This is a genomic window from Pontibacter rufus (assembly GCF_015694705.1).
In the GTDB taxonomy this organism is placed as follows: domain Bacteria; phylum Bacteroidota; class Bacteroidia; order Cytophagales; family Hymenobacteraceae; genus Pontibacter; species Pontibacter rufus.
In genome coordinates this window covers 277,820-303,196 of the sequence record NZ_JADQDR010000005.1, presented here as the reverse complement: position 1 = coordinate 303,196, position 25,377 = coordinate 277,820, and the positions used below count along the sequence as shown (strand labels likewise).

At 49.4% G+C, this 25,377-nt stretch carries 21 protein-coding genes and 1 other RNA gene; 10 read left to right on the top strand and 12 right to left on the bottom strand.

The genetic code is table 11. The features are described from left to right. The first annotated feature begins 55 nt into the window (after positions 1 to 55). From lpxK to I2I11_RS10885, 3 genes are all read left to right on the top strand, one after another. A complete protein-coding gene (gene lpxK, locus I2I11_RS10895; RefSeq protein ID WP_196267732.1) occupies positions 56 to 1,105 on the top strand; it encodes a tetraacyldisaccharide 4'-kinase in 1,050 nt (349 codons plus the stop codon). Between the two features lie 94 nt (positions 1,106 to 1,199). After that, positions 1,200 to 3,110 (top strand): putative porin, encoded by a 1,911-nt coding sequence (locus I2I11_RS10890; RefSeq protein WP_196267731.1) that lies wholly within the window; start codon positions 1,200 to 1,202, stop codon positions 3,108 to 3,110. Positions 3,111 to 3,237: 127 nt separating this feature from the next. Beyond that, positions 3,238 to 3,843 carry a MiaE family protein gene (locus tag I2I11_RS10885; protein ID WP_196267730.1) on the top strand — a complete coding sequence of 202 codons (606 nt, stop codon included), beginning with the start codon at positions 3,238 to 3,240 and terminating at the stop codon, positions 3,841 to 3,843. A gap of 286 nt (positions 3,844 to 4,129) precedes the next feature. Here I2I11_RS10885 and I2I11_RS10880 read toward each other — a convergent pair whose 3' ends face one another. Then, positions 4,130 to 5,395, bottom strand: a complete 1,266-nt coding sequence (locus I2I11_RS10880; protein WP_196267729.1) for an asparagine synthetase B — start codon at positions 5,393 to 5,395, stop codon at positions 4,130 to 4,132. Positions 5,396 to 5,530: 135 nt separating this feature from the next. Between I2I11_RS10880 and I2I11_RS10875 the strand changes: the two genes are divergently transcribed. Then, on the top strand, positions 5,531 to 6,775 hold the full coding sequence (locus I2I11_RS10875) for an ABC transporter permease (protein ID WP_196267728.1): 1,245 nt from the start codon (positions 5,531 to 5,533) through the stop codon (positions 6,773 to 6,775). Between the two features lie 368 nt (positions 6,776 to 7,143). Here the strand turns inward: I2I11_RS10875 and I2I11_RS10870 are convergent, their stop codons facing one another. From I2I11_RS10870 to I2I11_RS10855, 4 genes are all read right to left on the bottom strand, one after another. Beyond that, on the bottom strand, positions 7,144 to 7,761 hold the full coding sequence (locus I2I11_RS10870) for an OmpH/Skp family outer membrane protein (protein ID WP_370582966.1): 618 nt from the start codon (positions 7,759 to 7,761) through the stop codon (positions 7,144 to 7,146). A gap of 88 nt (positions 7,762 to 7,849) precedes the next feature. Further along, positions 7,850 to 9,172, bottom strand: a complete 1,323-nt coding sequence (gene mtaB, locus I2I11_RS10865; RefSeq protein ID WP_196267727.1) for a tRNA (N(6)-L-threonylcarbamoyladenosine(37)-C(2))-methylthiotransferase MtaB — start codon at positions 9,170 to 9,172, stop codon at positions 7,850 to 7,852. Between the two features lie 342 nt (positions 9,173 to 9,514). Beyond that, on the bottom strand, positions 9,515 to 11,353 hold the full coding sequence (locus I2I11_RS21565) for an LTA synthase family protein (RefSeq protein ID WP_196267726.1): 1,839 nt from the start codon (positions 11,351 to 11,353) through the stop codon (positions 9,515 to 9,517). A gap of 121 nt (positions 11,354 to 11,474) precedes the next feature. Next, the gene (locus I2I11_RS10855) at positions 11,475 to 12,518 is read right to left on the bottom strand and encodes an endonuclease/exonuclease/phosphatase family protein (protein ID WP_196267725.1); all 1,044 of its coding nucleotides are present in this window, start codon (positions 12,516 to 12,518) and stop codon (positions 11,475 to 11,477) included. A 76-nt stretch (positions 12,519 to 12,594) separates the two neighbouring features. Here I2I11_RS10855 and gldC point away from each other — a divergent pair, with 76 nt between their 5' ends. Next, the gene (gene gldC / locus I2I11_RS10850) at positions 12,595 to 12,936 is read left to right on the top strand and encodes a gliding motility protein GldC (protein WP_196267724.1); all 342 of its coding nucleotides are present in this window, start codon (positions 12,595 to 12,597) and stop codon (positions 12,934 to 12,936) included. A 71-nt stretch (positions 12,937 to 13,007) separates the two neighbouring features. On the opposite strand, the gene I2I11_RS10845 is transcribed toward gldC, so the two are convergent. From I2I11_RS10845 to guaA, 5 genes are all read right to left on the bottom strand, one after another. Continuing rightward, the gene (locus I2I11_RS10845) at positions 13,008 to 13,466 is read right to left on the bottom strand and encodes a hypothetical protein (RefSeq protein ID WP_196267723.1); all 459 of its coding nucleotides are present in this window, start codon (positions 13,464 to 13,466) and stop codon (positions 13,008 to 13,010) included. 180 nt (positions 13,467 to 13,646) lie between these two features. Beyond that, the gene (dcd, locus tag I2I11_RS10840) at positions 13,647 to 14,183 is read right to left on the bottom strand and encodes a dCTP deaminase (RefSeq protein WP_196267722.1); all 537 of its coding nucleotides are present in this window, start codon (positions 14,181 to 14,183) and stop codon (positions 13,647 to 13,649) included. Positions 14,184 to 14,522: 339 nt separating this feature from the next. Continuing rightward, complete coding sequence (gene hemL / locus I2I11_RS10835; RefSeq protein ID WP_196267721.1) at positions 14,523 to 15,821, bottom strand: glutamate-1-semialdehyde 2,1-aminomutase; 1,299 nt, start codon at positions 15,819 to 15,821, stop codon at positions 14,523 to 14,525. Positions 15,822 to 15,864: 43 nt separating this feature from the next. After that, positions 15,865 to 17,544, bottom strand: coding sequence for an ABC transporter substrate-binding protein (locus I2I11_RS10830; RefSeq protein ID WP_196267720.1), 1,680 nt, complete (start codon positions 17,542 to 17,544; stop codon positions 15,865 to 15,867). A 101-nt stretch (positions 17,545 to 17,645) separates the two neighbouring features. Next, positions 17,646 to 19,175 (bottom strand): glutamine-hydrolyzing GMP synthase, encoded by a 1,530-nt coding sequence (guaA, locus tag I2I11_RS10825; RefSeq protein WP_196267719.1) that lies wholly within the window; start codon positions 19,173 to 19,175, stop codon positions 17,646 to 17,648. 250 nt (positions 19,176 to 19,425) lie between these two features. On the opposite strand from guaA, the gene ffs reads away from it, so the two are divergent. The 4 genes from ffs to I2I11_RS10805 all read left to right on the top strand — a co-directional run bounded on the left by ffs (position 19,426) and on the right by I2I11_RS10805 (position 21,398). Further along, positions 19,426 to 19,522: signal recognition particle sRNA small type (gene ffs, locus I2I11_RS10820), an RNA gene on the top strand. 201 nt (positions 19,523 to 19,723) lie between these two features. Continuing rightward, positions 19,724 to 20,380 (top strand): fructose-6-phosphate aldolase, encoded by a 657-nt coding sequence (gene fsa, locus I2I11_RS10815; protein ID WP_196267718.1) that lies wholly within the window; start codon positions 19,724 to 19,726, stop codon positions 20,378 to 20,380. An 85-nt stretch (positions 20,381 to 20,465) separates the two neighbouring features. Beyond that, positions 20,466 to 20,669 carry a fructose-6-phosphate aldolase gene (locus tag I2I11_RS10810; RefSeq protein ID WP_196267717.1) on the top strand — a complete coding sequence of 68 codons (204 nt, stop codon included), beginning with the start codon at positions 20,466 to 20,468 and terminating at the stop codon, positions 20,667 to 20,669. Positions 20,670 to 20,675: 6 nt separating this feature from the next. Further along, entirely contained in the window at positions 20,676 to 21,398 is a 723-nt protein-coding gene (locus I2I11_RS10805) for a cell division ATP-binding protein FtsE (protein ID WP_196267716.1), read from the top strand. A gap of 85 nt (positions 21,399 to 21,483) precedes the next feature. On the opposite strand, the gene I2I11_RS10800 is transcribed toward I2I11_RS10805, so the two are convergent. Continuing rightward, a complete protein-coding gene (locus I2I11_RS10800; protein WP_196267715.1) occupies positions 21,484 to 22,140 on the bottom strand; it encodes a hypothetical protein in 657 nt (218 codons plus the stop codon). Between the two features lie 162 nt (positions 22,141 to 22,302). Between I2I11_RS10800 and I2I11_RS10795 the strand changes: the two genes are divergently transcribed. Further along, the gene (locus tag I2I11_RS10795) at positions 22,303 to 23,418 is read left to right on the top strand and encodes a DegT/DnrJ/EryC1/StrS family aminotransferase (RefSeq protein WP_196267714.1); all 1,116 of its coding nucleotides are present in this window, start codon (positions 22,303 to 22,305) and stop codon (positions 23,416 to 23,418) included. Positions 23,419 to 23,543: 125 nt separating this feature from the next. Here the strand turns inward: I2I11_RS10795 and I2I11_RS10790 are convergent, their stop codons facing one another. Next, complete coding sequence (locus tag I2I11_RS10790) at positions 23,544 to 25,034, bottom strand: oligosaccharide flippase family protein (RefSeq protein ID WP_196267713.1); 1,491 nt, start codon at positions 25,032 to 25,034, stop codon at positions 23,544 to 23,546. Positions 25,035 to 25,377: the final 343 nt, after the last annotated feature.

The window sequence follows — 25,377 nt, the reverse complement described above, 5'->3', positions numbered from 1 at the left end:
TGATAAGTAGTATGTGTGCGTTAAAATTTTATAATTTTGTGCCCGTTACAAAGCTATGGTTAAATATCTTCAAATGCTGCTCTGGCCGTTTTCGCTGTTGTACGGCGGCGTGATGCAGGTGCGCAATGCTTTGTACGATAAAGCCATACTTTCTTCGGAGCGTTTTGCCTTACCCGTTATAGCTGTGGGCAACCTGACGGTGGGCGGCACAGGCAAAACACCGCACGTAGAATACCTGCTGCGCCTGCTGCACAACTATAAAGTGGCGACCCTCAGCCGCGGCTATAAACGCAAAACAAGCGGTTTTATACTTGCCGGTGCGCAGGCAACAGCCGACAGCCTCGGCGATGAGCCATTTCAGTATTACCGCGATTTTCCGGGTGTGGCCGTGGCCGTGTCGGAGGGCAGGGTGCCGGGCGTGCAGAAACTGCAGGCGTTGGTGCCGGGTCTGGAAGTGGTAGTGCTCGACGATGCCCTGCAGCACCGGCCCATCAGGCCTTCCTTTAATTTGCTGCTGACAGATTACAATCGCCCGTTTTATCAAGATTATGTTTTGCCTGCCGGGTTGCTGCGGGAGCCCAGGAGCGGGGCCGCGCGTGCCAATGCCATTATTGTGAGCAAATGCCCGGTACTGTTGCCGTTGCTGCGGCAGCAGGAAATTGTGGCCTGCATCCGGAAGTACTGCCGGCCGGAAACGCCCATCTTTTTTTCGGCTTTCAGGTATGGCGGGCCGGTAGCGCTGGGACCGCAAACTGTACCATCCGGCCAGCTCATCCTGCTCACCGGCATCGCCAATCCCCAGCCGCTTAAAGTATACTTGCTGAAACAAGGCTATAAAATTCTGCAGCACCTCGCTTATCCTGATCATCATACTTATACCATGCAGGATTTACAAAAGCTGAAGACCATGCTGCAGACGGATAAGTATAAAAATGCCTCCGTGCTGACCACCCGCAAAGATGCCGTAAAACTGGCCGGAGCCGATTTACAGGAACTGACGCAGGCTCTGCCGGTATTTTATATCCCCATTGAAGTAGCCTTTTTAGATAACAAAGAAAAATTTGACAAACTGATACTACAGCATGTACGCCCCGGAGTTAAGTAAATTAACTGCCTTAACCAGGTGCAGCGGGGCGGAAACGCCGGCCGGGCATTGGTGCGGGCATCGGAGTTCTGCTAAATTCTGCTAATTTTGAATCGTGAAAAAAACATTATTTGTTGCGTTTATACTTTTGCTTAGCCTGCTTGCCACCCGGCACGTACACGCCCAGATTGTAGACGACTCCACCAAAGTTATTTACAGCCCTAAAACCACCCTGCAGCTGTATGAAAATGATGTGCTGGAAGGGCGCTATGTAGAAGAGCGCATTGATACCACGATTCAGAATTTTAACAACGAGCGCTACTGGTATCATGATACGACATATTACCAGCACCTAGGCAACGTCGGTACGGCAGCCCAGCCCTTGCTTTTCAAGGCGCCTGATGCTATTGGCGTCAGGTTTGGCCACAATGCATTTGATCGGTATGCCTACGATCCCTATAACCTGAATTACTACAATACGCGCTCACCTTATTCGCATCTGTTTTATGTGCAGGGCGGGCAGGGCGAGCAGTTGTTTGAGGCCATTTATGCGCGTAACATTACCCCGCGCTGGAACTTTGGCGTAGCCTATCAGTTGCTGGCTGCCCAAATGCAACTCAACAGCAACAGCGTCGGCTCCAGGGGCAACAGATTGATAGACCATGAAGGTGGTAAAATTTTTACGCATTACAGGTCTAAAAACGACAAGTATGATTTGTTCCTCAATTATACTTCGCTGAAAGTAGAACAGATAGAGCAGGGAGGCGTGCTGGTACCCCGATCGACTACGCCGCTCGACAGTCTTTTTAACTATGAGACGCAATCCGTAAACCTGCAACAGGCGGCTACACAGGAAAATCGCAGCCACCTGCACCTGTTGCATGTCTACAAGCTGGCTGCAGAAAACCTGAAGCTCTACCACATGCTCGACGGGCATTTGCAAAAGGATGCCTATAGCGACAATGCGCTGCAGCCCGTTATTTCGGGCAATGATACGGCTGTGTTCTTTTATCCGAACGTGTTCTTCAATAAAGCCCGTACAAACGATGTGGCCGCTTACAGAGAGCTCCAAAACGTTTTTGGCCTGACGGGTAATAATAAACTTTCCTCCTATAAAGCTTACGCCAAGCTCCGCAATGCCCGTGTAAAGTATAGCACCACTGAAGTATTTGCAAAAGATTCGGTAAATGAGCAGTTGGTTGAAGCTGATAAAGCCTATAACCAGTTGTTTGTAGGCGGGCAGCTGCGCCTGTTTTATGAAAACAAGGCAGAGTTGGAGATAGAGGGCGAATTTCAGCTGTCAAAAGATTACCGGGTGCGCGGTGTGGCCCGGCTGGGCGGTCTGCAGGCGTCGTTGGAACGTGTGCTGCTTTCCCCGTCCGTAACAGAGCAATTCCTGCTGAGCAACCACTTTCGCTGGGACAATGATTTTAACAGCAGCGTAACTGACAGGGCAGAAGTGCTCTACAGCGGCAAATTGGGAGAGCGGCAGTATGTAAAGCTGCAGGCGAATTATACCAACATCAAGCGTTATATCTTTTATAACGAAGCGGCCGTGCCGCAGCAGCTAAGCGCAAACCAGCGGCTGTGGGGAGCCGAGCTTTCGCACCATATCCGGTTCGGATCTTTCCACTTCGAGAACTTTGTGGCCTATACCAACACCGACGAAGCAGACCGCGTGCGGGTGCCCGAGTGGCTCCTCGACTCGAAGCTATACTTCCAGGGCGCCCTGTTCAAAAATGCCTTATATGGCCAGTTCGGGGTGCAGGCCTATATGCCAGGTGGCTATTATGCCGACGCGTATATGCCTGTTACGCAGCAGTTTTTTGTGCAGGATGCCATTAAACTGGACACCTATCCGGTGCTGGATGTGTTTATCACGGCAGACATCAAGACCGTGAATGTGTTTCTGAAAATGAGCCATGTAAACGAGGGCCTGTGGCAGCCGGGTTATTTTACAACACCATATTATCCGGGCATGCGCCGCAGTTTTATATTCGGTATTAAATGGATGTTCTTCGATTAAGGTTTTAAATGTTGGTTGTTGGTGGACAAATGTTTGAATCGTTAATTGTTAAATTGTTTACCATATCTATTGACAGAGTATAACTACCTAATTACGAACAACAATAAACGAGCAACGAAAAACGAACATGTCCTCGCAATCCACCAAAACCATACTTCGCCTGCAATTGCCTACCGATCCGCGGTGGGTGAATATTGCGGAGAAAAACATTGAAGACATCCTGGTAGATCATGCTTATTGCGAGCAAAAAGCGGCTACGTCGGGTATATCGCTGATTGTGAAATATCCGGATAAGACGCAGCTCGTAGAGGAAATGACAGATTTGGTGGCCGAGGAGTGGAGCCATTTTGAACGCGTGCTGGCAGAACTTAAGAAACGTGGCTTTGGCTTGGGCCGTAACCGCCCCGACGAGTATGTAGTGGAACTGACAAAGCACATTCGCAAAGGTGATAAACGCGAACGCCAGCTCATGGACCACCTGCTGGTGAATGCGCTGATTGAGGCCCGCAGCTGTGAGCGCTTCAAACTGCTCTGGAAAAACATACAGGACGAAGGACTACAAAAATTTTATTACGAGCTGATGGTGTCGGAGGCGGGGCACTATGTCAGCTTTGTAAAGCTCGCAAAGGCATACATGCCCGCCGACGTTGTAGATGCCCGCCTAAAAGAATTACTGGCCATCGAAGCCGACATCATACTTAACCTGGAACCCCGCCCCGACAGAATGCATTAAGTATAATATGCTGATTATTTAATGTGCTGATGTGCTAATGAGGTAATTATAAAAGCCTGCTATACTTGTAAGTATAACAGGCAGCATTTTTATACTTTCCCTGTCATCCTGGAAGGCCTATCCCTGGAAGATTAAGCTGTAACTATGTATAGATAAATTCTGCGGCTTGCTATCAGGATTCTTCTGGAATGACAAAGAGCGGAGCGGTTAAATTAAATGACGGCGGACTACTTTATATAATTAATCCGTCAGAGCACATGAGCATATTAACTCATCAGCACTTTAATCAGGTTTTCTGCTTTTTCTTTTTGGCGGCCGGGAAGAGGATGTTGTTGAGGATGAGCCTGTAGCCGGGCGAATTGGGGTGCAGCGCCAAATCTGTGGGATCTTCGCCTACCAGGTGCTGGTAATCCTCGGGGTCGTGGCCGCCATAGAACGTCCAGGTGCCACGGGCATAGGTGCCGTGCATGTATCTTATCTCACCCAGTTCCTTGTTTTCGCCCATTACCACTACCTCGGGTTTCACCAGGCTTTTGCGGAAAGCTGTCGTCTGGCCCATAAAGCCTTTGATGGTCTTCTCGTGATTTTGCGTGAGCATGGTCGGAATCGGGTCCCATTTGGCCGAAAAGGTGAATAGCTGGAAATAGTCGTTGTCTTCTGTTACAGGGCGCTCCTGCGGCTGCATATCGATATTGGAATACTCGTACTCCATCGGGTTCTGCGAAATCTTAAAATCCTGGAAAGCAAAAGTTTTGCTGTAGTCCAGCTTTTGCTGTGCCTGCGGATCAGCACCGTCGCCGTCGAACATCGCTTCCACAATGTCTACGCCCTCGGCGGCCAGGGCGATGTCGTAGGTATCGGTGGCCGAGCACATGGCAAACAGAAAGCCACCACCGGCTGTAAATTCCTTTATTTTGTTCACCACCGCCAGCTTCAACTGCGATACTTTCTCAAAACCGAGTTTGCTGGCCATGGCTTCGGCTTCAGCTTGCTGTTCCTGGTACCAGGGGTAATGGCGGTAACTGGCGAAAAACTTCCCGTACTGGCCTGTAAAATCCTCGTGGTGCAGGTGCAGCCAGTCATACTTGGGCAGGTCGCCTTTTATAATTTCTTCATCATACAAAATGTCGTAAGGGATTTCGGCATAGGTCAGCACCAGTGTCACGGCATCGTCCCAGGGCATCTTTGTTTTGGGCGTGTATACGGCTACTTTGGGGGCTTTCTCCAGCTTCACCACGTCCATGTTAGCGTCGGGGGCAGCTACTTCCTGAAGCACGCTGTTGTATTGCGCATCCGAGATAACGCTGTAGCTTACGCCCCGCACAATCAGCTCATTTTCGATCTGCGGCGCATGCTGTATGGCAAAGCTGCCACCGCGGTAGTTAAGCAGCCAGTCTACCGGTACATTTTTGGTAAGCGCCCAGTATGCGATGCCGTAAGACTTCAAATGGTCTTTCTGCGATGCATCCATCGGAATCAGAATAGTGCTTGCTATACTGCTGAAAGTGAGCAGCAGCAGGCCCAGCAGCAGCGTGGTGGTACGGAAAAACATGGCGTTCGTCTTGAAATATCCAGTAAATATATAAAATCCGGTCTTTTTTATGAAAATGCAGCTAACTTAGTAGCATTACCGCGGTTTTCATACTTAACGTAAAAAAGGGCTGCGGGCATACATAATTTCTTAGGAATGAACCTGATTGAAAATATTCGCGAGGGGCTGCGGGCCATACAGGGCAATTTGCTTCGTACCATACTTACCGGCCTTATTATTTCTATCGGCATTATGTCGCTGGTAGGCATTTTAACGGCAGTAGACAGTGTAAAGCATTCGCTGGACGAAACCTTTTCGAGCCTGGGCGCAAATTCCTTTGATATAGAGCGTAAGGGCGCCAACAACCGCGGCAGCCGGCAGGGACGCACCGAAAAAATATATCCTAATATTACTTATGAGGAAGCTACAGAGTATAAAGAGCAGATGTCGGATGATGCTGTTGTGAGTTTGTCGGCCTTTATTTCGGGAGCAACGGTGGTGAAAAGCGAAACAGACAAAACAAACCCGAACATCAATATCATAGCCGGCGATGAGTATTACCTGCAGAACCAAAACCTGAACCTGGCCAGGGGTAGGGGCTTTTCTACGTATGAGCAGGATCTGGGCACCAATGTAGCCATAGTAGGCAGCGAGATAGTTGACAATCTTTTCCCGAAAATAGATCCGCTGGGGCAATATATCACTTTTCTGGGCCGCCGCTTTAAAATAATAGGGCAGCTCGAAAAAGAAGGTAGCACCATGGGCGGCAACGGTGGCGATCGCCGCATTATCATTCCCCTGGAAACAGGCCGCCAGATTCCGCGCCAGGGAGATTCGGAACTAAACTACGACATCAAAACGGCCATACCCAAACCTGAGGAGCTGAACTATGTGATGGGCGAAGCAACCGGTATTATGCGCAATGTGCGCCACGATCCGATCGGGCAGGAAGCGTCTTTCGAGATTCGCCGCAGCGATTCGCTGCTGGAAAGCCTGGGCGAAATTACAGGCTACCTGAAAATGGGTGGTTTTGTGATTGGCTTTATTACGCTGCTGGGGGCTTCGGTGGGGCTGATGAATATTATGATGGTATCCGTAAACGAGCGCACACGCGAAATCGGCGTCCGCAAGGCTTTGGGCGCCACCATCCTGCAAATCCGGCAGCAGTTTCTGATCGAAGCCATCGTTATCTGTGTTATGGGCGGCCTGTTGGGTATACTCCTGGGTGTGCTGATAGGCAACGGCATCGCTTCATTGATTGGCGACGGTGGTTTTATTGTGCCCTGGCTGTGGATATTTGTCGGCCTGAGTATCTGCGTGTTTGTTGGGGTTGTATCCGGCTATTATCCGGCCTTCAAAGCATCCAAACTGGACCCAATCGAATCGCTGCGTTACGAATAAGTATACTCCAGCCTTCTGTTGAGGCACTATAAGTTTAAATTCAAAGTATAATCATCCATAATTCAGGCACTTACAGTTTTATTTGACGCTGTAAGGCTTCAGTTATTCTATTTACATTACGAGGAGACTACTTTCTCTCATGCCGCAAGTTTTCAACTTATGGCTTTCCTTTACAGCAAGTTTTTAACTTGCGTAAGCATGAACTTGGATTAGCGTAAGTTGAAAACCTGCTGGTATTTTGTACCACAACTTACCGTTGCGCTCAAACTTGTGGTAGCACTGCTTGTAGTAAAACAATAACATGGAGCAACAAAAAAGGCGGGAGATAGTCCCGCCTTTCGCTTTTATACTTACTAAAGAAGCTAAGCTTACTTCTTAGTTTCTGTCTTGGTAGAATCAGCTTTTTCAGCATTATACTGCTCGTTCAGTGCAGACAATACTTCATGCGTAATATCCAGCGATTCGTCGCCGTACAGGATGGCGCTGTTGCCTCTGGAGTAAGTCAGCACCATTTTGTAGCCTTTCTCATCACTCAGTTTCTTGAGGTAAGCCTCTACGTTGTCGTAGATTTTCTTCATTTCCTCAGATTCTTCAGTGGCCAGTTGCGTGCTGGTGCTTTGGTTAAGCGCCTGCAATTGCTGTTGTTTCTGCTGCAGGCGCTGCTCGGTGCTGGCGCGTTGCGAGGCACTCATAGCCTGCCCGTTTTGCTGATACTCGCCTATCTCTTTCTGAAAAGCTTCTGCTTTGGAGCGCAGATCAGCCTCTGCTTTCTTGCTTTTGCCTTCCAGCCTGGTGCGTACTTCTTTAAAATAGGCGTAATTGGCTAAAAGCGAGTCAGAATTTACATACACGATTTTCTCACCGGCTGCCACGGTCGCTTCGCCGGTTGTGGCAGTTGTTTCGGCAGCAGGTTTTGTTTCCTGCTGGCAAGCCGACATAAAGGCAGCCGCAGCGGCTACTCCCAATGCAATTTTAGATACGTTCACGTTTTCAGTTATCGTTATTGGATGATAAATCTCTTTTAATGCCGAAAGATAAAGGTTATTTGTTTCCCGAACAGTATATACCTGCTTATTAATGCTTGAGCACTTCGGCATATACTTCTTCGGCTTCCATCAGGCCGTCAGCCCGGATACCCGTCAGGCGCACGTGTTTTGTTTCGTTTACCAGCACCGGATCGTATTTGGCAGCTACACGAATATAGTTTTCCGTCCAGCCTTCCATGATGCCATCCTTCACGTCATCCTCAAACAAAACGGTGAAGTCGCGTCCAGTATTCTGCTCGTAAAAGTGGCGTTTCTTCTTCTCCGACAAAATGCGCAGCATGTCAGCCCGGCGGTTGCGGTCTTTGATGCTCACTTTACCCGGAAGGGAAGGAGCCAAGGTATTCTCACGCTCCGAATAGGGGAATACGTGGAGGTAACTCACATCCAAATCGTTTAAAAAGGAATAGGTTTCTAGAAAGTCTTCTTCTGTTTCGCCGGGGAAACCTACAATCACGTCCACGCCAATGCAGCAGTGCGGCATCAGGGCCTTTATACTTGCCACACGGTCGGCATACAGTTCGCGCTGGTACCGGCGGCGCATCAGCTTCAGTATTTTGTTGGAGCCTGATTGCAGCGGTACATGAAAGTGCGGCATAAAGCGCCGGCTCTGGCTCACAAAAGCAATAATGTCGTTGCTGAGCAGATTTGGTTCAATGGAAGAAATGCGGAAACGATCGACGGTTTCTACCTTGTCCAGCTCCTGCACCAGCTGAAAGAATGTTTCCACGCGCCTGCCTTCCTGCAAACCAAAATCGCCGGTGTTCACGCCCGTCAGCACGATTTCTTTCACGCCTGATGCTGCAATTTCCCGCGCCGATTTCACAACGTTTTCTATACTATCGGAGCGGCTGTTGCCCCGTGCCAGCGGTATGGTACAGAAGGAGCAGGAATAGTCGCAGCCGTCCTGCACTTTCAGGAAGGTGCGGGTGCGGTCGCCAAAGGAGTAGGAATTATGGAACGTGTTCGCTTCTGAAATAGCACTGGCGTATACTTCGGCCTTATCTTTTTTCTCAAAGTCCGCCAGAATATCTACCAGTTGAAATTTCTCGGCAGCACCGAGTACGGCATCCACGCCCGGAATTTCCGAAATTTCTTTCGGCTTCAGTTGTGCATAGCAGCCCACAATGGTGATAAAGGCATTGGGCGAATGCTTGAGTGCCTCTTTCACGATTTTACGGCACTTCTTATCGGCATTGTCGGTAACGGAGCACGTGTTGATCACGTAGATATCCGGCTCCTCCGTGAACTCTACCTTCTCAAAACCGCGCTCCTGGAAAATGCGCCCGATGGTGCTGGTTTCGGAGTAATTGAGCTTACAGCCTAAAGTATAAAAAGCAACTTTTTTCTTCATCAGGGGGCAAAGGTAAGTAATTTCTGTCTTTTATCGTAATACCGGGAAGGAGGGAAGAGCTTAATTGTTAAAGAGTTGTAAAGCTGCAAGTTTTAATGATTAAACAGACACTCGCTGGAGCTGTGCACGCCGTAAGGTCTTGAAAGTAAAATTATGTTAATGGGTGCGTGTGATAAAAATATTGCTATGCATGTATAAAATTTTAAAAATGAGGGGTTCATGCCAATATATGCAAGGCATCTGCCTTAAAGACCTCGCAGCGTGCGCAGCTCCAGCGAGTGTCTGCCTAAGAAAAGCTATGTAAAATGTGGCCACCAGCCACGTATCGTTCAACCATTCAACTTATTCCTTCACAAAATCCTCAAAAGAGTATTGCATGTAAGCTTTGCCGTTTTCTACCTGCGCTGCTGTTACGCCCGCGTCTTTGGTGATGGGCTTTTTGGATACGTTGTCAAACGTGAGCTTTCCTTGCGGGGTAATAAAGCCGAAGCCGTCGTTGAACACATAAAAGGCAAAGGGATATGAGGTAGGCGCTAGCAGGTTGCGGCTCCAGGTAAACTGTTGGTGCGGCAAGCCGAGCTGCGCCAGCAGGGTAGCCGCAATGTCGGTCTGGTCGCCGATGGTGTCGATTTGCTTTCCGTGTACCTCCAAAGCGCCGCCGGTAAGTATAAACGGTATGTGGAACTTGCTGGGGGCATGGTTCGGGTCGTTGCCCGGCATCAGGTGGCCGTGGTCTGCCACAATCACCACCAGCGTGTGCTGCCACCAGGGCTGTTTCCTGGCCTGATTGATAAACCTGCCAAGTGCCCAGTCGGTATAGTACACGCTGTTGCGGAACTTCGCTTCGTTGTCGGTACCCGGAAACTTTGCCGGAATCGGGATTTCGTAGGGCTCGTGGCTGCTCAGGGTATACACTGTTGAGAAAAACGGCTGCTGCTGCTGGTTCAGGTCCTGGAGCACGCGCTCAAACAACACATGGTCATGGGCGCCCCACTTGGAGTTGTAACTGGAACTCGGAAAATCATACTTGTCGATGAGCTTGTCGTAGTCGCCGTTCAGCAGGTATGATTTGATGTTGGCAAACTCCAGCTCGCCGCCATAGTAGTAGCTGGTGCTATAGCCTTGTTTGGCAAAAACCCGGCTCAGCTGCGGCAGCTTCTCTGTTTTCTGCGGATATTTAATGATAGAGGTGATGGTCTGTACCGGGTAACCGCTCAGCAGGGCTACCATGCCTTTCTCGCTGCGATCGCCGCTGGCATACATGTTAGTAAAGCTGATACCGCCGGCGGCCAGTTTATCCAGGTTCGGGGTTACGCCCTTTTCTCCCCCGAGGCTTTCTACAAACTTGGCCGTATAGCTTTCCAGGATAATAAAAAGCACATTCGGCTTCTTTTCCGACACGAACCGGGCGGAGGAATCGGCGTTGGCGGCATACAAGGCTTCTACCTTTTGCTTTGCCTGCTGCCCGCTCATGTACTGGTAAGGGTTTTTACTTGTCTTGTTATACTTGAGCAGCGCGTGCATCAGGTTCCAGGGCATGTTCAGGCTGGCATGGTTGGCAAAAGGCTCCTCCGAAAAGTAAGAAGCGCTTTGGTTGATGGGTATCTGCTGCCAGCCACCCCGCATGGGCAATATCAGCACTACCAGAAAGCCGAAGGAAGCGGCAGCTACCAGCCATTTATTAGCTGCCGGACTAAAATGTTTCAGATCAAAGCATAAGGTATAAAGCAGTATAAAACAGGCGCTTGTTACAAAAGTGATAAAGGTGAGCAGCAGCAAAGGAGCGGCACTGGCAGAAGCCATCATTTCGGCGGGCGTGTTCAGGTATTGCAGCGGTGTGGCATCCAGCCGGAAGCCCCAGAAAGTATAAAGCTCCAGATCAACAGACAGCAACAGCGACAGCAGCACTAGCAGCAGGAAAGTATAAATCCTGATAACGAGGGCTGTACGGAAGCGGGGCCAGAGGGCCTGCACCAGCAACAGCAAAAACGGAATGGCGCACAGGTAAGCCGTAAAAGACATATCCAGGTGCAGGCCGTAGAGAAAAGTACGTGCAATATCTGCGGCACTGAGCAACTGCGCTTTCTCGAAATGGAATAACAGGAAAACAGCACGGGCAACTATAAAATACAGCACCCAGAACAGGAAATAAAGCGGTTGGAAGTATAAGCGTCGTTTCACAGCGCAAATATAAAGCATAAGTCAGGCCAAGTATAACAATGAGCCGGATATATGAAGCTGCATAGCCGTTGCAGAGGACGGGCACGCTGCACTTCCGGTTTATACTTGTGCTGCCAGCATCTTACTTCACCTTCCGCACCTGAATATAAACCGGGAAATGGTCGCTGTAGCCGCCGAAGTAGGTAGTACCTGAGAAAGTAGGCAGCGGTGTGTTTTTATACTTGCCATACAGAAACTTAATTTTCTCTGGGTTGTGAATAATCGCCGATCCGCGCACATACTCCAGGCCCCGGCCGTTTACCAGTGATTTTGAAATCAAAATCTGGTCCGGCATCCGGAAATCGCCGCGGCTGTAGTAGCTGCCCATACCGCTTACATAAGGCACATAAAAGGTATTGAAAAGTTCCTGGTAATAGTAGGGGTTAGGCCTGCCGGTGGCTTTCAGCACTTTCTGCATCACGTTTGTATCCGGATTGGCACCAAAGTCTCCCAGCACCAGAATGCGGGCGTCCTTGTCGGCAGCCTGCAGGGCAGCTATTTCCTTACGCAGTGTGGCAGCGGCAGCACGCTGTTCGTTGTCGCCCTGCCTGCCCCGCGCGCGCGCTGGCCATTGTGTTACAAATATGGTAACAGGGAAGCCCTGCAATTCGCCATTCACCTGAAGTATTTCCCCGGGAGCATCTGCTGCCCCGCCATTATTGATTTTTATACTTTGCTGCGCAGTTGGTTTAAAAGCCTTCGGTTTGTAAAGCAGGGCTACATCCAGCGCCCGCCCGCCGGCCATATCGTAGTGGATGATGCTATACTTGCTTTTGCGCAATGCCTCGCTGCTTACCAAGTCCTGCAGCACCTTTTTGTTTTCAATCCCGCTCAGACCTATCAGCTCCGGGCCATTTCCGCCGCCCGTTGCCTTCAGCACAGCGGCTATATTTTTGATTTTCTGCTCATACTTCTCCTGCGTCCACTCCAATCTGCCATCCGGTGTATACGCATTGTCGCCGGCGGTTGCGGGGTCGTTGGCGGTATCGTAAAGGTTCTCTGTATCATAAAATACAATGGTCTGGGGCTTTCCTTTCCCGGAAGAACTGAGCGGCAGCCTGGAGCAGCCGGTAGAAAGAATGATAATCGTAAAAAGCAGTGAGAGGGTTTTTATTCCGTGGTGCATCGTGTAACTTTGTACCTATATATGTTCTAAAACATATTACGAGATATAGATACCATAAAGTTTAAAATTAGCAAAAATGAAGAAGTCTGAGATATATTTCAGCATCGCGCTGGATGACCATAATGTTCCTGAAGCCATCAGCTGGCGCGCCACAGATGCCGGAGAAAAAATACACTTTGCCAAAGCTATAAATGTATCACTCTGGGATAGGGACGAGGCCGGTACCATGAAAATAGACCTGTGGACAAAGGATATGCCCGTAGATGAGATGAAGTATTTTTACATTGATACCATTGGCGCTATGGCGCAAAGTATAGCCACTGCCACCAGCGACGATGTAATGGCCCGGAAAATGCGCGCCCTTTGCGAAGAGTTGATGAAGCATATGGAAGAAGAGCAACAGAAAGATACAAAATAGTTAAAACAAAGAGAGGCCGCTTTAGTCAAGCGGCCTCTCTTTGTTTTACAAGGGCGGTTAAGCCCTGTTCCTTATTTTATACTTGTATAGGCACCTGCATCTACGGTATTGGCCGTCTGCGCAGCCATAAAGTCTTTCTCAACCTGGTCGTAAGTTTTACGGGAGCCAAAATAATCGTTATACTGCTCTGTGCTCAGCACGTCTTCCAAAGCTACATCGCGCATATTGCAAATCTCTTTGCATTTCTGGTCGATGGTTTCCTGGTTGCCGGCGAACTCTTTTTCCACAGCCATTTTTTGGGCAACAACCTCCAGGTTTATCGCTCTTACTTTCCTGGATTGATAGTTATTCAGGCGCAATTCACGCACCATCTTATCGGAAAGATTTTCAGCCCTTTTTTCAACCAGAGCAGCTACTTTGTTCTCAACTTTGGATGATGTTTTGCTGGTGGGGACTTTTACATCTTCTTTGGCGCTGGCTGCATAAGCGCATCCAAACATCATACAAGTTATCATCATTAGCTTTTTCATGATCTTTTCCTTTCGTTTTTTTCTTAGTTTTTACAGGGGCATTACAGATATATAACAAACTGCCGGGTTAAAAAATTCCTGCATCTGTGTTATTTTCTTATATAATATAGTGCAAACACTATGCCATAAAACCGCTTTAAAGCATAAATGAGCGACTTTTTAGAAAAAAACGAAAAGATATTACCACTTATTGCGCCACATCATCGACTCAACCGGCGTAAGGGTGCGGCGGTTATACTTGGCGTCTTCTTTGGTGTTGTAATAGTTTTCAATACCGCCTTTTACCTCAAAGTATATCAGCTGGCCAATGGGCATACTATAGTATACGCGCACCGGCTTTGATACAGAAATTTCCAGCGTCCAGGTATTGCAAAAGCCTACATCTCCCTTTCCGGCCGTGGCATGGATGTCGATACCCAGGCGGCCCACGCTGGACTTGCCTTCCAGGAAAGGCACGTGGGCGTGTGTTTCGGTATATTCCAGCGTTACGCCCAAGTATAAGTTTCCGGGCTGTAACACATAGCCGTCTTCCGGAATCTCAAATGTTTCTATCTCGTTATGCTTGCGGGCGTCCAGCACCTCATCTTTGTAGGTAGCCAGGTAGCGGCCCAGGTGCACGTCGTAGGAGTTGGTGCCGAGGCAGGCGCGGTCAAACGGTTCTACCAGGATGGTGCCCTTTTCAATTTCCTCTAAAATCTGTTTGTCTGTTAATATCATGTTGGCTGCTAAAGCGAATTGTAAAAGTAATTAATCTGGCCTCAGTTTTAAATTGATTTAAAAGTTTTTGCAGTCCCAACCATAGAATAACAAGCCTTCCCTGTTCATCATACTTACTTACCCGGTATTAAATCTTTTACTTACTGCAAGTGTGATTTACAGTAACGGATTAATGCCAGATGCAGAAAACCAATCTTAATTCCTCCGATGTGGGGGAGGTTTTCTGCAATAGTAAATAAGATTCCTTTCCTGGGGTTGGGGTGGGTTATATTTCAATACCGCTGGTAACTTGTAATTTGAGTTACCGATTACAAAATCAGCGGAATCAGCAAAATCAATTTAATGGTTTAAAGCCTCCTGCAGTGCTTCGAGGTTTGCCTGCACATACTGCGCAGCCAGCTTATCGGTGATGGCGGTAGAAACGAAAAGCGCTTCGTACTGAGAAGGAGCCAGGTAAATGCCGCGGTTCAGCATGGCATTGAAATAGCGGCCGAATAAGGCTGTATCGGAAGTTTTAGCGGAATCAAAATCAACCACGGGCTGCTCGGTAAAGAAAATGCTGAACATGGAGCCAACCCTGTTAATCGTATAGTTGCGGCCCAGTTGCTGCATGTTCTGCTGCATACCGGCTACCAGACTGGCTGTGGTGTTATCAAGCTGCGTGTATACTTCCGGGTGTTCCTGCAGGTAAGTCAGCATGGCCATACCTGCCGACATCGCAATCGGGTTGCCCGAAAGCGTGCCTGCCTGGTATACGGGCCCGGCGGGAGCCACATAATCCATCAGGTCCTTTTTGCCGCCGTAAGCACCAACGGGCATGCCGCCGCCGATTATTTTACCCAGTGTACTCATGTCGGGCGTTACGCCAAACAATTGCTGTGCACCGCCTGGCGCCAGCCGGAAACCCGTCATCACTTCATCAAAAATCAACACAATACCTTCTTTGTCGCAGAGGCTGCGAAGGCCCTGCAAAAAGCCTTCTTTGGGAACAACCAGCCCCATGTTTCCTGCCACCGGCTCCAGTATAATAGCTGCTACCTGGCCTTTGTTGGCATCTACCAATGTTTGCACCACCTCCAGGTTATTATAAGGAGCGGTCAGGGTATCTTTAGCGGTTCCTTCTGTTACGCCGGGGCTGTCGGGTACGCCCAGCGTGATGGCGCCACTGCCAGCCGCGATTAGAAAAGAGTCGCCATGGCCGTGATAGCAGCCTTCAAACTTAATAATCTTATCGCGCCCGGTATAACCACGCGCCACCCGTATGGCCGACATGGTAGCCTCCGTGCCCGAATTTACCATGCGCACCTTCTCTATACTCGGGACCATACTTACAATCAGCTCGGCCATTTCTATTTCTTTGCGGGTAGGGGCACCGAAAGAGAGCGAATCCGGAATTGCTTTCAGTACCGCCTCCTGCACCACCTCCGCGGCGTGGCCCAGCAGCATCGGACCCCAGGAGTTGATGAAGTCGATGTAGCGGTAGCCGTCTTCGTCGTACAGGTAAGGGCCGTTGGCTGATACCATAAAGCGCGGGTGGCCGCCCACAGCTCTGAAAGCACGGACAGGAGAGTTTACACCTCCCGGGATGCTGCTTTGTGCGCGCTGGAAAAGTTCGTTGCTGATAGGTGCCTGTAGCATAGTTTTAGTAGGTATGGGTTCGGATGAAATAGATTTTAAGCACTTAAAAAACAGGATTCACAACAGTCAGCTGCAGGTTTTCCAGTTTCGTGATGGGCACATATTGGTTGTCGGGCTGAGGCTCGTTACGCTTGTTGGTATAGCCGATACCGGGATAAAATACGCCATTGCTGATGCCTGATGCCGCAAGCTGCTGATTAAACTGCGGCCCATACTGCTGCAGCATGGTGCCAAAGTAATACAGCATTTCAAAGCCGGCATAAGCATATATGGATGGCGGCAGGTTATACCTGCTGATGTACTGCTGCCGGAACCAATCGTTTATAGGATTTTGCTTGTTTACATACTTGGGGCTGATGAAGTATACTTCCAGGTTGTCGAGCTGGCGCAGCGAAATCTGGTTGATGTCGAGCCAGTTTTCGTAGGTGATGAGCGGCAGGCTGAGCGCTTTGCCCTGCAGCAGGCTCACCGCGTTTACAGCAGCCGTCATCTTATCCGAAAAAACAGCCAGGTGGCCCACATCCAGCAGGTTAAGGCTGTTGAAAACGGTGGCAGTAGCAGTGGTTTGGCTGGAGCTGATTTTTTTATACACCTTTACCTTGCCACCCAGTTTGATAAACTGCCGGCGATAGTTGGACGCGAAAACGGTATCGTCTTTGGTGTTCTCGTAAAGTATAACGGCCGTTTTAGGGCTGAAATTCTGGTAAGCATATGTAGCCGCCTGCTTTGCCTGTGTCGCTACCGAGGGGGTAAACAAAAGCACATGATCGTTAGAAGCCATTTCCACGTCCTGCGACAGCGGATTGATAACGTTGATGTTATTTTGCGCCGCAAAGCGTGCTGCCACTTTAGCCGTCGATTTATAGATGGGACCAATCACCAGGTCCATGTGTTTCAGTTCGGGCATGTTCAGGATGCGGTTCACGCGCAGGGTGTCGGCACTGGCATCGTAGGTATACAGGTTAACGTGAATGCCCTGTTGCTGCAGCGAGTCCTGGGCCAGTTTCATGCCGGCATACATATCTGTTACAAACTGGTTTTTACGCGCTGCCTCAGACAGCGGCTGATCCAGCTGAAAGGGGAGGAGCAGGGCTACATCAAATCCCAGGTTGCTGAGCGCTTCTTCACTCAGGTAGCGGTTCCGGTCCAGGTGAAAGTGCGAAACAATATTTTCCAGTGCCTGCCGGTCTTCAGGGCGGTACCAGCCGCCAATCAGCTTGTCGGCATATACCTGTGCTACTGTTTTATCGGCACCGAAGCGCTTGAGTAGCTGTTCATAAGCTGTTCTGTCGTTCAGCTTTGTCAGGTAAAACCGCTTCAGCCCTTCCGCATCATTCGCTAGGGCGGTACCTTCCAGTTCCTTCAATTTGCCGAGTGCGCCTGGATAGTCGCCCTGCTCAAACAATACATTGGCCAGCAGGTAGTCCGCTTCGTCCATACCTGCCCAGTCCGGGTGCTGGTACTGCAGTTGCAGGAGCATCTGGTTCGCTTCGTCTGGCTTGTTGTTTTTTAAAGCTGCCAGGGCATACAGGTATGAGGCTTCCGGCGCATAGGCATTGTCTGAGCCGGTCAGGGGCAGCAGTTCTGCCATGGCCTGGTCGTACCGTTGCTGTTGCAGCAGCACTTTGCCATTGGTGTAGCTGGTGTCCTGCGCCTGCGCCGGTAAGGCCAGCATGCCAAGCAATGCCAGGGCTGCTATATTTTTCCAGAAGCTTCTGATCATACGTTGATTGGTTTTGAATTTTGAATGAGTGATTGAGTGAGTAGGTATAAAATTTTATTCACTCAATCACTCATTCAAAATTCACTCATTTATACTTATACTTATTCCCACTCAATAGTAGCGGGCGGCTTGGAGCTGATGTCGTACACCACGCGGTTTACGCCTTTTACCTTGTTGATGATTTCGTTCGAAACATCTGCCAGAAACTCATACGGCAGGCGGCTCCAGTCTGCTGTCATACCATCTACGCTGGTTACGGCCCGCAACGCCACCACGTTCTCGTACGTGCGCTCGTCGCCCATTACGCCCACCGACTGCACCGGCGTAAGGATGGCGCCGGCCTGCCACACGCCATCATACAAGCCAGTCTTTTTCAGGCTGCTGATGAAAATGTGATCCACCTGCTGCAAAACATGTACCTTTTCCGGCGTAATGTCGCTGAGGATGCGGATAGCCAGCCCGGGGCCCGGGAAAGGGTGGCGGCCAAGTATGGCATCATCAATTTTAAGCGTTTTGCCTACCAGGCGTACTTCATCTTTGAAGAGTGTTTTGAGCGGCTCCACAATTTTCAGTTTCATGTAATCCGGCAGGCCACCCACGTTGTGATGTGATTTTATGGTAGCAGACGGCCCTTTCACACTCATCGATTCGATTACGTCGGGGTAGATGGTGCCTTGGGCCAGCCATTTCACATCCTCAATCTGGTGCGCTTCGTCGTCAAATACTTCTATAAACACGCGGCCGATGGCTTTGCGCTTCAGTTCCGGGTCTGTTAAACCGGCCAGGGCCGTGTAAAACTTATTTTTGGCATCTACGCCCTTCACGTTCAGGCCCATGTGCTTGTAAGAGTCCAGCACCGTTTCAAACTCGTTCTGACGCAGCAAACCATTATCTACAAAAATGCAGTACAGGTTCTTGCCAATGGCATGGTGAATCAGCATGGCTGCCACGCTGGAATCCACACCACCCGAAAGGCCCAGTACTACTTTGTCATCGCCCAGTTGTTGCTGAAGTTCAGCTACCGTGGTTTCCACAAACTGCTCCGAGGTCCAGTCCTGCTGGCAGCCGCAAATGTGCACTACAAAGTTGCGGAGCAGCGTTTTTCCTTCATCCGAATGTGTTACTTCCGGATGAAACTGGATGCCGTATGTTTCCTGACCGCGCAGCTTATAGGCTGCCACGCGCACGGTTTCGGTGCTGGCAATTACTTCGATGTTTTCAGGTATTTCCCGGATGGTATCACCATGCGACATCCATACCACAGAACCCGGCGTGAGTTCTTTTAGCAGGCGATCGGCATTGTGCAGTTCGTTGAGGCGGGCACGGCCATACTCGCGGATGGTGGAAGGCGTTACCTCGCCGCCATGTTCCTGCGCGATGAGTTGGGCGCCGTAGCAAACGCCCAGTACCGGCAGCTTTCCGAGAAACTGATCCAGGGCAATGGTCGGATGTTCCGGATCACGCACAGAGCAGGGACTGCCCGAGAGAATGATACCCTTTACATCTTCTGTCAGGGCGGGAATGTTGTTGTAAGGGTATATTTCGCAATAAACGTTGAGTTCGCGCACCCGACGGGCAATAAGCTGGGTGTACTGCGATCCGAAATCGAGGATAAGAATTTTTTCTGGCATGTGCAAAGGTAAGGCGCTTTTCAGTTTTTGCCAATATTAATTAAGGATAAGGTAAAACATGGAAGAAAATGCAGGTAAGCTAAACGTTTGCAGCAGCTCATGCCGCAAGGGCTTTCACAGCAAAGGCGACTTTGCTGCCCGAAGATATTTTTATACTTCTGATAGTGAGTCAGCTACGTTTGCAGAGGCAAAATTTACCTTCTTGTGCTTTAAAAAATTTGCGCTTCCATTTAATCTTTATACCTTTGCAACGGCAAATCGGCACGGCCAGCTCCCGCCGAACTCCCCCAGGCACGGAAGTGAGCAAGGGTAGGCGGTTGAGCGGCGCGATGTTGGTTTGCCACTTTTTTTTGCCCTTTCCCCAAGTATAAATCTCTCCGGTTTTCTTTTCTTTTTTCCTTCAATCAAATAGCTGTATCACGTTCAGTTATACTTTGTTGGTTAACAACGATTAAGCAGTTCAACCACTAACTGCTAACCATTTTGCCGTACTTTCTTTTGTGTTAGTGCAGATTGCGTTAGCTTTGTGTATCAACATATCAGAAACTATGAAATTTTTTATTGATACCGCTAACCTGCAGGATATTCAGGAGGCACATGACCTTGGCGTACTGGACGGGGTAACTACCAACCCGTCGCTGATGGCCAAAGAAGGTATTTTTGGCCACGACAACGTGATTGCACATTATAAAAAGATATGCGACATTGTGGATGGCGACATCAGTGCAGAAGTTATTGCCGTTGATTTTGATGGTATGGTGCGCGAAGGAGAGTTTCTGGCAGAGCTGCACCCCAATATTGTCGTAAAAGTGCCGATGATTCGTGAGGGCGTAAAAGCTATCCGCCATTTTAGTGAGCGCGGCATCAAAACAAATTGCACACTGGTATTTTCGGCCGGACAGGCTTTGCTGGCTGCTAAAGCCGGCGCTACTTATGTGTCGCCGTTTGTGGGCCGCCTTGATGATGTGGGCACAGATGGTTTGCAGCTGATTGAACAGATTGTGCAGATATACGGCAACTATGGCTACCAGACACAGGTGCTGGCCGCTTCGGTGCGCCACGTAATGCACCTGATCCAGTGCGCCGAAATCGGAGCCGATGTGGTTACCTGTCCGCTTTCCGTAATCACAGGCCTGCTCCACCACCCGCTCACCGACAATGGCCTCCAGAAGTTTCTGTCAGACCACGCCAAGGGTAATGTGTAATTACGGATTTCGATTTAATCATGAAGTATGATTTCTTTCTTTTATCTATTCGTAATTCGGAATTATTAATTCATAATTGATAGAAATGTACATCATCAAAGTAAAGGGCAAGGCCAAAATTCCGGACTACATCCAGTTACGCGATGATAATTTTGTGCTGATTGCTTATTTTAGAGCCGACCGCCCGCTCAAGAACCTCGACCGCTATGGCCTGGAAGGCAAAGAAGAGGCCCTGGCTGCCCTGATTACGGCACTTGAGTTCGGCAAACTTCAGAAATTAGAGATTTAAGCTTTTATGGATTTTTCCTCTTCCCCCGTTGTTTCGCTGCGCGATGTTGCTGTTTACCAGGACGTAAATACAATCCTCAGCAATGTGAATTTTGATATTGAAAAAGGGGAGTTCGTCTACCTGGTGGGCCGTACCGGAAGCGGGAAAAGCTCGCTGCTGAAAACGCTTTATTCCGACCTGCCGCTGCTGTCGGGCAATGCCGCAGTAGCAGGTTTTAAGCTGACCAAGTTGCCACGCAGCCAGGTGCCCTACCTGCGCCGTAAAATCGGTATCATTTTCCAGGATTTCCAGTTACTCTTCGACAGAACCGTAGCCGAAAACCTGAGCTTTGTGCTGCGCGCTACCGGTTGGAAAGACAAATCCAAAATAAAGCAACGGATTTCGGAAGTGCTGATGCGCGTAGGCCTGGATGCAGCAGCCGGTAAAATGCCCCATCAACTGTCGGGTGGTGAGCAGCAACGCATTGTTGTGGCCCGCGCCCTGTTAAATGAGCCCGTTATACTTTTTGCCGATGAGCCGACCGGTAACCTCGATCCGGTGGTGGCAGACGGCATCATGCAGCTTTTCCTGGAAATCAACAACAGCGGAACAGCTGTGCTGATGGCCACGCATAATTACGAGATCATCAACCGCTACCCCAGGCGCGTGCTCAAATGCGAAAACGGAAAGGTGCTGGACTCACAGGTAGAGCAGTTTACGCTGATGAATGGCTTCGGGAACAACAGCTAAATAGCTTACCTGTAAGTATAAATTACGCGTTTTCAGCACACTCAAAAGCCTCTTTTCAGCCTAACGGCTTATGTCTTCCGGCTGGTTAGATGTGCGGCTTTATCAGCACCTGGTATTGTTGCGTCAGTTCTTCAATCGTTCTTTTATCTGCTACCGAAAGTGTATCCTCTACAGCGCGCCTGCGGTTGTTGAGTGTTACCCACCAGCCCTGCACCATTTCCCAGTCTCTGTTATCCAGCTGACTTTCCTGCTGCTGCAGTTGCTCTACAAACTGCCGGTAGGTTGAAGCTATATTTGCAGCCGTAATCTCACTCATATCGTCCTCGTTTACCTCCAGGCCCAGTAATTGGCGGCGCAGTTTATACCTGCGGCTCACCTCCGCATACTGCTGATCGCGTTTTTCAACTGTGGCTGCATAGCGTTGCTCCAGCCCCTGTATTTCCGCGCGCTGCGCCGGGCTGTAGCTTTCCTGGTTATCCTGGACATTGCTTTTCAGCTGTTCAAACTGCTGCTGCCTGTTCTGTTTCATTTTCGCCCAAGAAAGGCTGTCGCTTTCGGCTTGCTGCATGGCCCGCAGTTCCACTTCCGATAGCGAATCCTGCTCAAATTCTGTTACAAAATTTTCATAGTCCGTGAGCGCCTGATCGGGTTCCTGCTGCTGTGTTTCGCCGGAATCAGAACAGGAAGTAAAGGCACTTGCTGAGAAAAGGAGAAGGCAAACGTATAAAAAAGTATGTTTCATAGTAGGGTTGCGCTTGGTATACTATACTTTGTACTAGTGCTGTGCCGCATGGGTTACGAACAGGGCAGGAGGCTTATTTACCACATCAGGATGCCAATACCAGAACTTTGTGTAGGGTTGTGCTATATTTACCGGAAATAAAACAGGCTGTTACCTTAGCGTATGGAAGATATAAAAATGGCGGATCAGAAGGCGCAATATGCCTGGTTGAAATCCGAGCTGGATGCTGCCTTTCTCTCCGCAATGGGAAGTATGGGCACGGCTGAGGGTGAGGCCGCGCAGGTGCGGCGCTTTGCCGGGCGCCTGAAAGCAGACCTGCAGGTGAGCCGTGTTGTTGCGTGTGCCGGTGCTGCCGGTGCCCTGCAATTGGCTTTGCTGGCTTTGTATTTACCTGCCGGGGCCGAGGTAATACTGCCGGCCTTTGCAGATGCTCCCGCAACTGATTTGGTAAACAGATTGGGATTAAAGCCGGTTTTTGCAGATGTGCTTCCGGGAACTTTTACGCTGGACCCTGCGGCAACAGAGAAAGCCATTACAACAGCTACCGCGGCTGTTATGCCCGTACATTTATTTGGCCAGTGCGCCAACATGGAAGCGCTGCTGCAACTGGCCCGCAAGTATAAATTATGGGTGCTGGAGGACAATACGCAGGCCTTTGGAGCTGATTATATCCAAGCGGATGGGCACAGCCAAAAAGCCGGAACCATCGGCGACATAGGTATAACCTCTTTTTACCCGGCAAAGCCGCTGTATGATCAGGGAGAGGGAGCTGCCGTGCTGGTAAATGATCCGGCACTGGCGCTATCGCTGGAAAAAACTATGGCTGCACAGGTACAGGGTATCAAGGAGATAGATGTACTACAGGCGGCGATGCTGGAAGTAAAGGTGAAGCACATAGCTGAGTTTGTGGTGGCACGGCAGCGCATAGCTGCGTTTTATGACAGTGCTTTTGCTGATACGCCACAAGTGCAGACGCCAGAGCGGGCTCCCTACAGTTCACATACGTACCAGCAATATGCTATTACGGTGGCACCTGAAATCCGGGATGGTTTAAAAGAATATTTACGCGACAACCACATTCCCAGCATGGTGTATTATCCGCAGCCTTTGCACTTGCTGGAAGCTTTTTTATATCGTGGCTATGCACCCGGCGCCTTTCCGGTAGCCGAAAGCTTAAGCAAAAGTATCCTGTCGCTGCCGATGCATTCGGAACTGAAGGAGGACCAGCTCACTTATATATGCGGGCATGTGCTGGATTATGTGAGAAAGTATAGCTGATAAGTAGATTAGAAAATTTGAAGAGGTATAAGTGTGAAACGCTGGTATTCAGGGCTTCATCAAACAGGAGAATACCCTTTTAATTTAACTTCCTATGTAACAAATGTCATGTAAAAGCAGATGCCTCACCATTTTATACCTGTAAAGCTATAGAGAATCTTCTTCAGCCATACATTCATCTCCGGGAAAACCTTCAGTCCGAGTGCAAGGCTGCCATAAACGAGCACAATAAGGAATGAGCGCACCACGATATCGAGGTATAAATTACCCAGGTAAGGCAACAGGTACGACACGCCCAAAGCAACTGCAGCAATGACAGTAATGGTAACCGAACTCCAGGCGAAGGGCTGAATTTTATACACCCACTGCACAAAGAAAAGCCGCGCCAGGTTAATCAGCACGTACGACAGCATGGAGGCAAAAGCTGCTCCGTTGATGCCATAAAGCGGAATAAAATAATAGTTGGTAAAAACGGTGAGGCAGGCAAGCACGACATTAAACAGCAAATCCCACCTATATTTAGCAGAAGTGGCCAGAATGATGCCATTCAGGCCGGTAGCCAAATCCACGAGCCGTGCCATCGACAGGAATAGCACTACATACTTGCCGGCACGGTAGGTGTCCGGCATAAACGAGAAGAGGTTGTCGATGTTGGCCCAGATACCGATAAACAGCAGTAGCCCCACTATCAGGTTTACGAGGGTGATCTGCTTGTAGAGCTGCTCCATTTTGCCCATATCCTGATCTTTCCAGTATTCGGCCACCTGCGGAAAAGCAATTTTGAAGATGGACCGTGCCGGAATCATAATGGCACTCGTCATAAAAAAAGCCGTGGTATATACGCCATTGTCGCTGAGGCTGTAGGCACTGATCATCACCTGATCCACCGTCGCGATAATGGTAACCGAAATATTGCCCATAAACGTGAACAGGCCATATTGCATCATTTCGCGGAGAGGTATCATGCGCAGCCCGCTCCACGAAGGAAGTATAAATAACTGCCGCAGCCACAGCGTGTACACCACCAGCACCAGCGCGATAACGGAGTTGATAAAGATGTAAAGCAGCACAAATAAATGGAAATCCATCCAGCCGAGGGCATAAATGGCAATGAGCAGCGTGGTAAGCAGGCGCAGCAGGAAATCCTGTACAAAAGACGAGAAGATGGTTTTGAACAGCGAGCGCAGATAGGCGGTGAACAGGTTAAAGAGCAGCGTGAACAGCGACAGCGGGATAATGTAATAATAAAACTCCTGCAGCAGCGATGATTCCTCCGCGGCATAATACTGCATCACAAGCGGCTTAAACAGCAGAAAGAGCCCTGAAATAACGGCAAAGCCCAGCATTGGCACAGCCAGCAGCAGAAATAAGAAGCCATGGTGCCGTTTTTCCCTGTTGCGGAAGTATGGGAAGTAGCGCACGCTCATGTTCACGAAACCCAATGCCGAGAACTGCGCGAACATAGCCGAAATAGAAATCAGCAGGCGCGTGAGGCCCACCTGCTCGGGCTCCAGGATGTTGGGGAAAAGCAGGATGGTGTTTACGTAACCGATGACGATGCCGGCGTACGAAATGATGGTATTCCAGATACCTTCGCGCTGTAACTTTTTGCTCATAGGTTAAAATCGGAACGCAAAGGTAAGTTAAGTTAGAAAGTTAGATGGTTAAAAAATTAGAAAGTTGTGGCTTTATTAAGTAAAAGGACATAAGCATCAGGACACAAGGCTTTATTCTTTATACATGATAATCCGGCTCTTACGCCTGATAAGAAAATGCCTAAAATGCAGCATTTATTTTGCCCGGTTACGTATTTACGCATACTTTAACCAGCAGCACGCTCTGTTGCTGCGGTCCGTGTGAAGGAAATAATGCTCCCGGAGGCTAATAATGATTTATTCTCAGGCAGTAGGCTATTGCCGTACTTGTAACATGTCAGGGTAGTAGAAGCGATACAGGTTA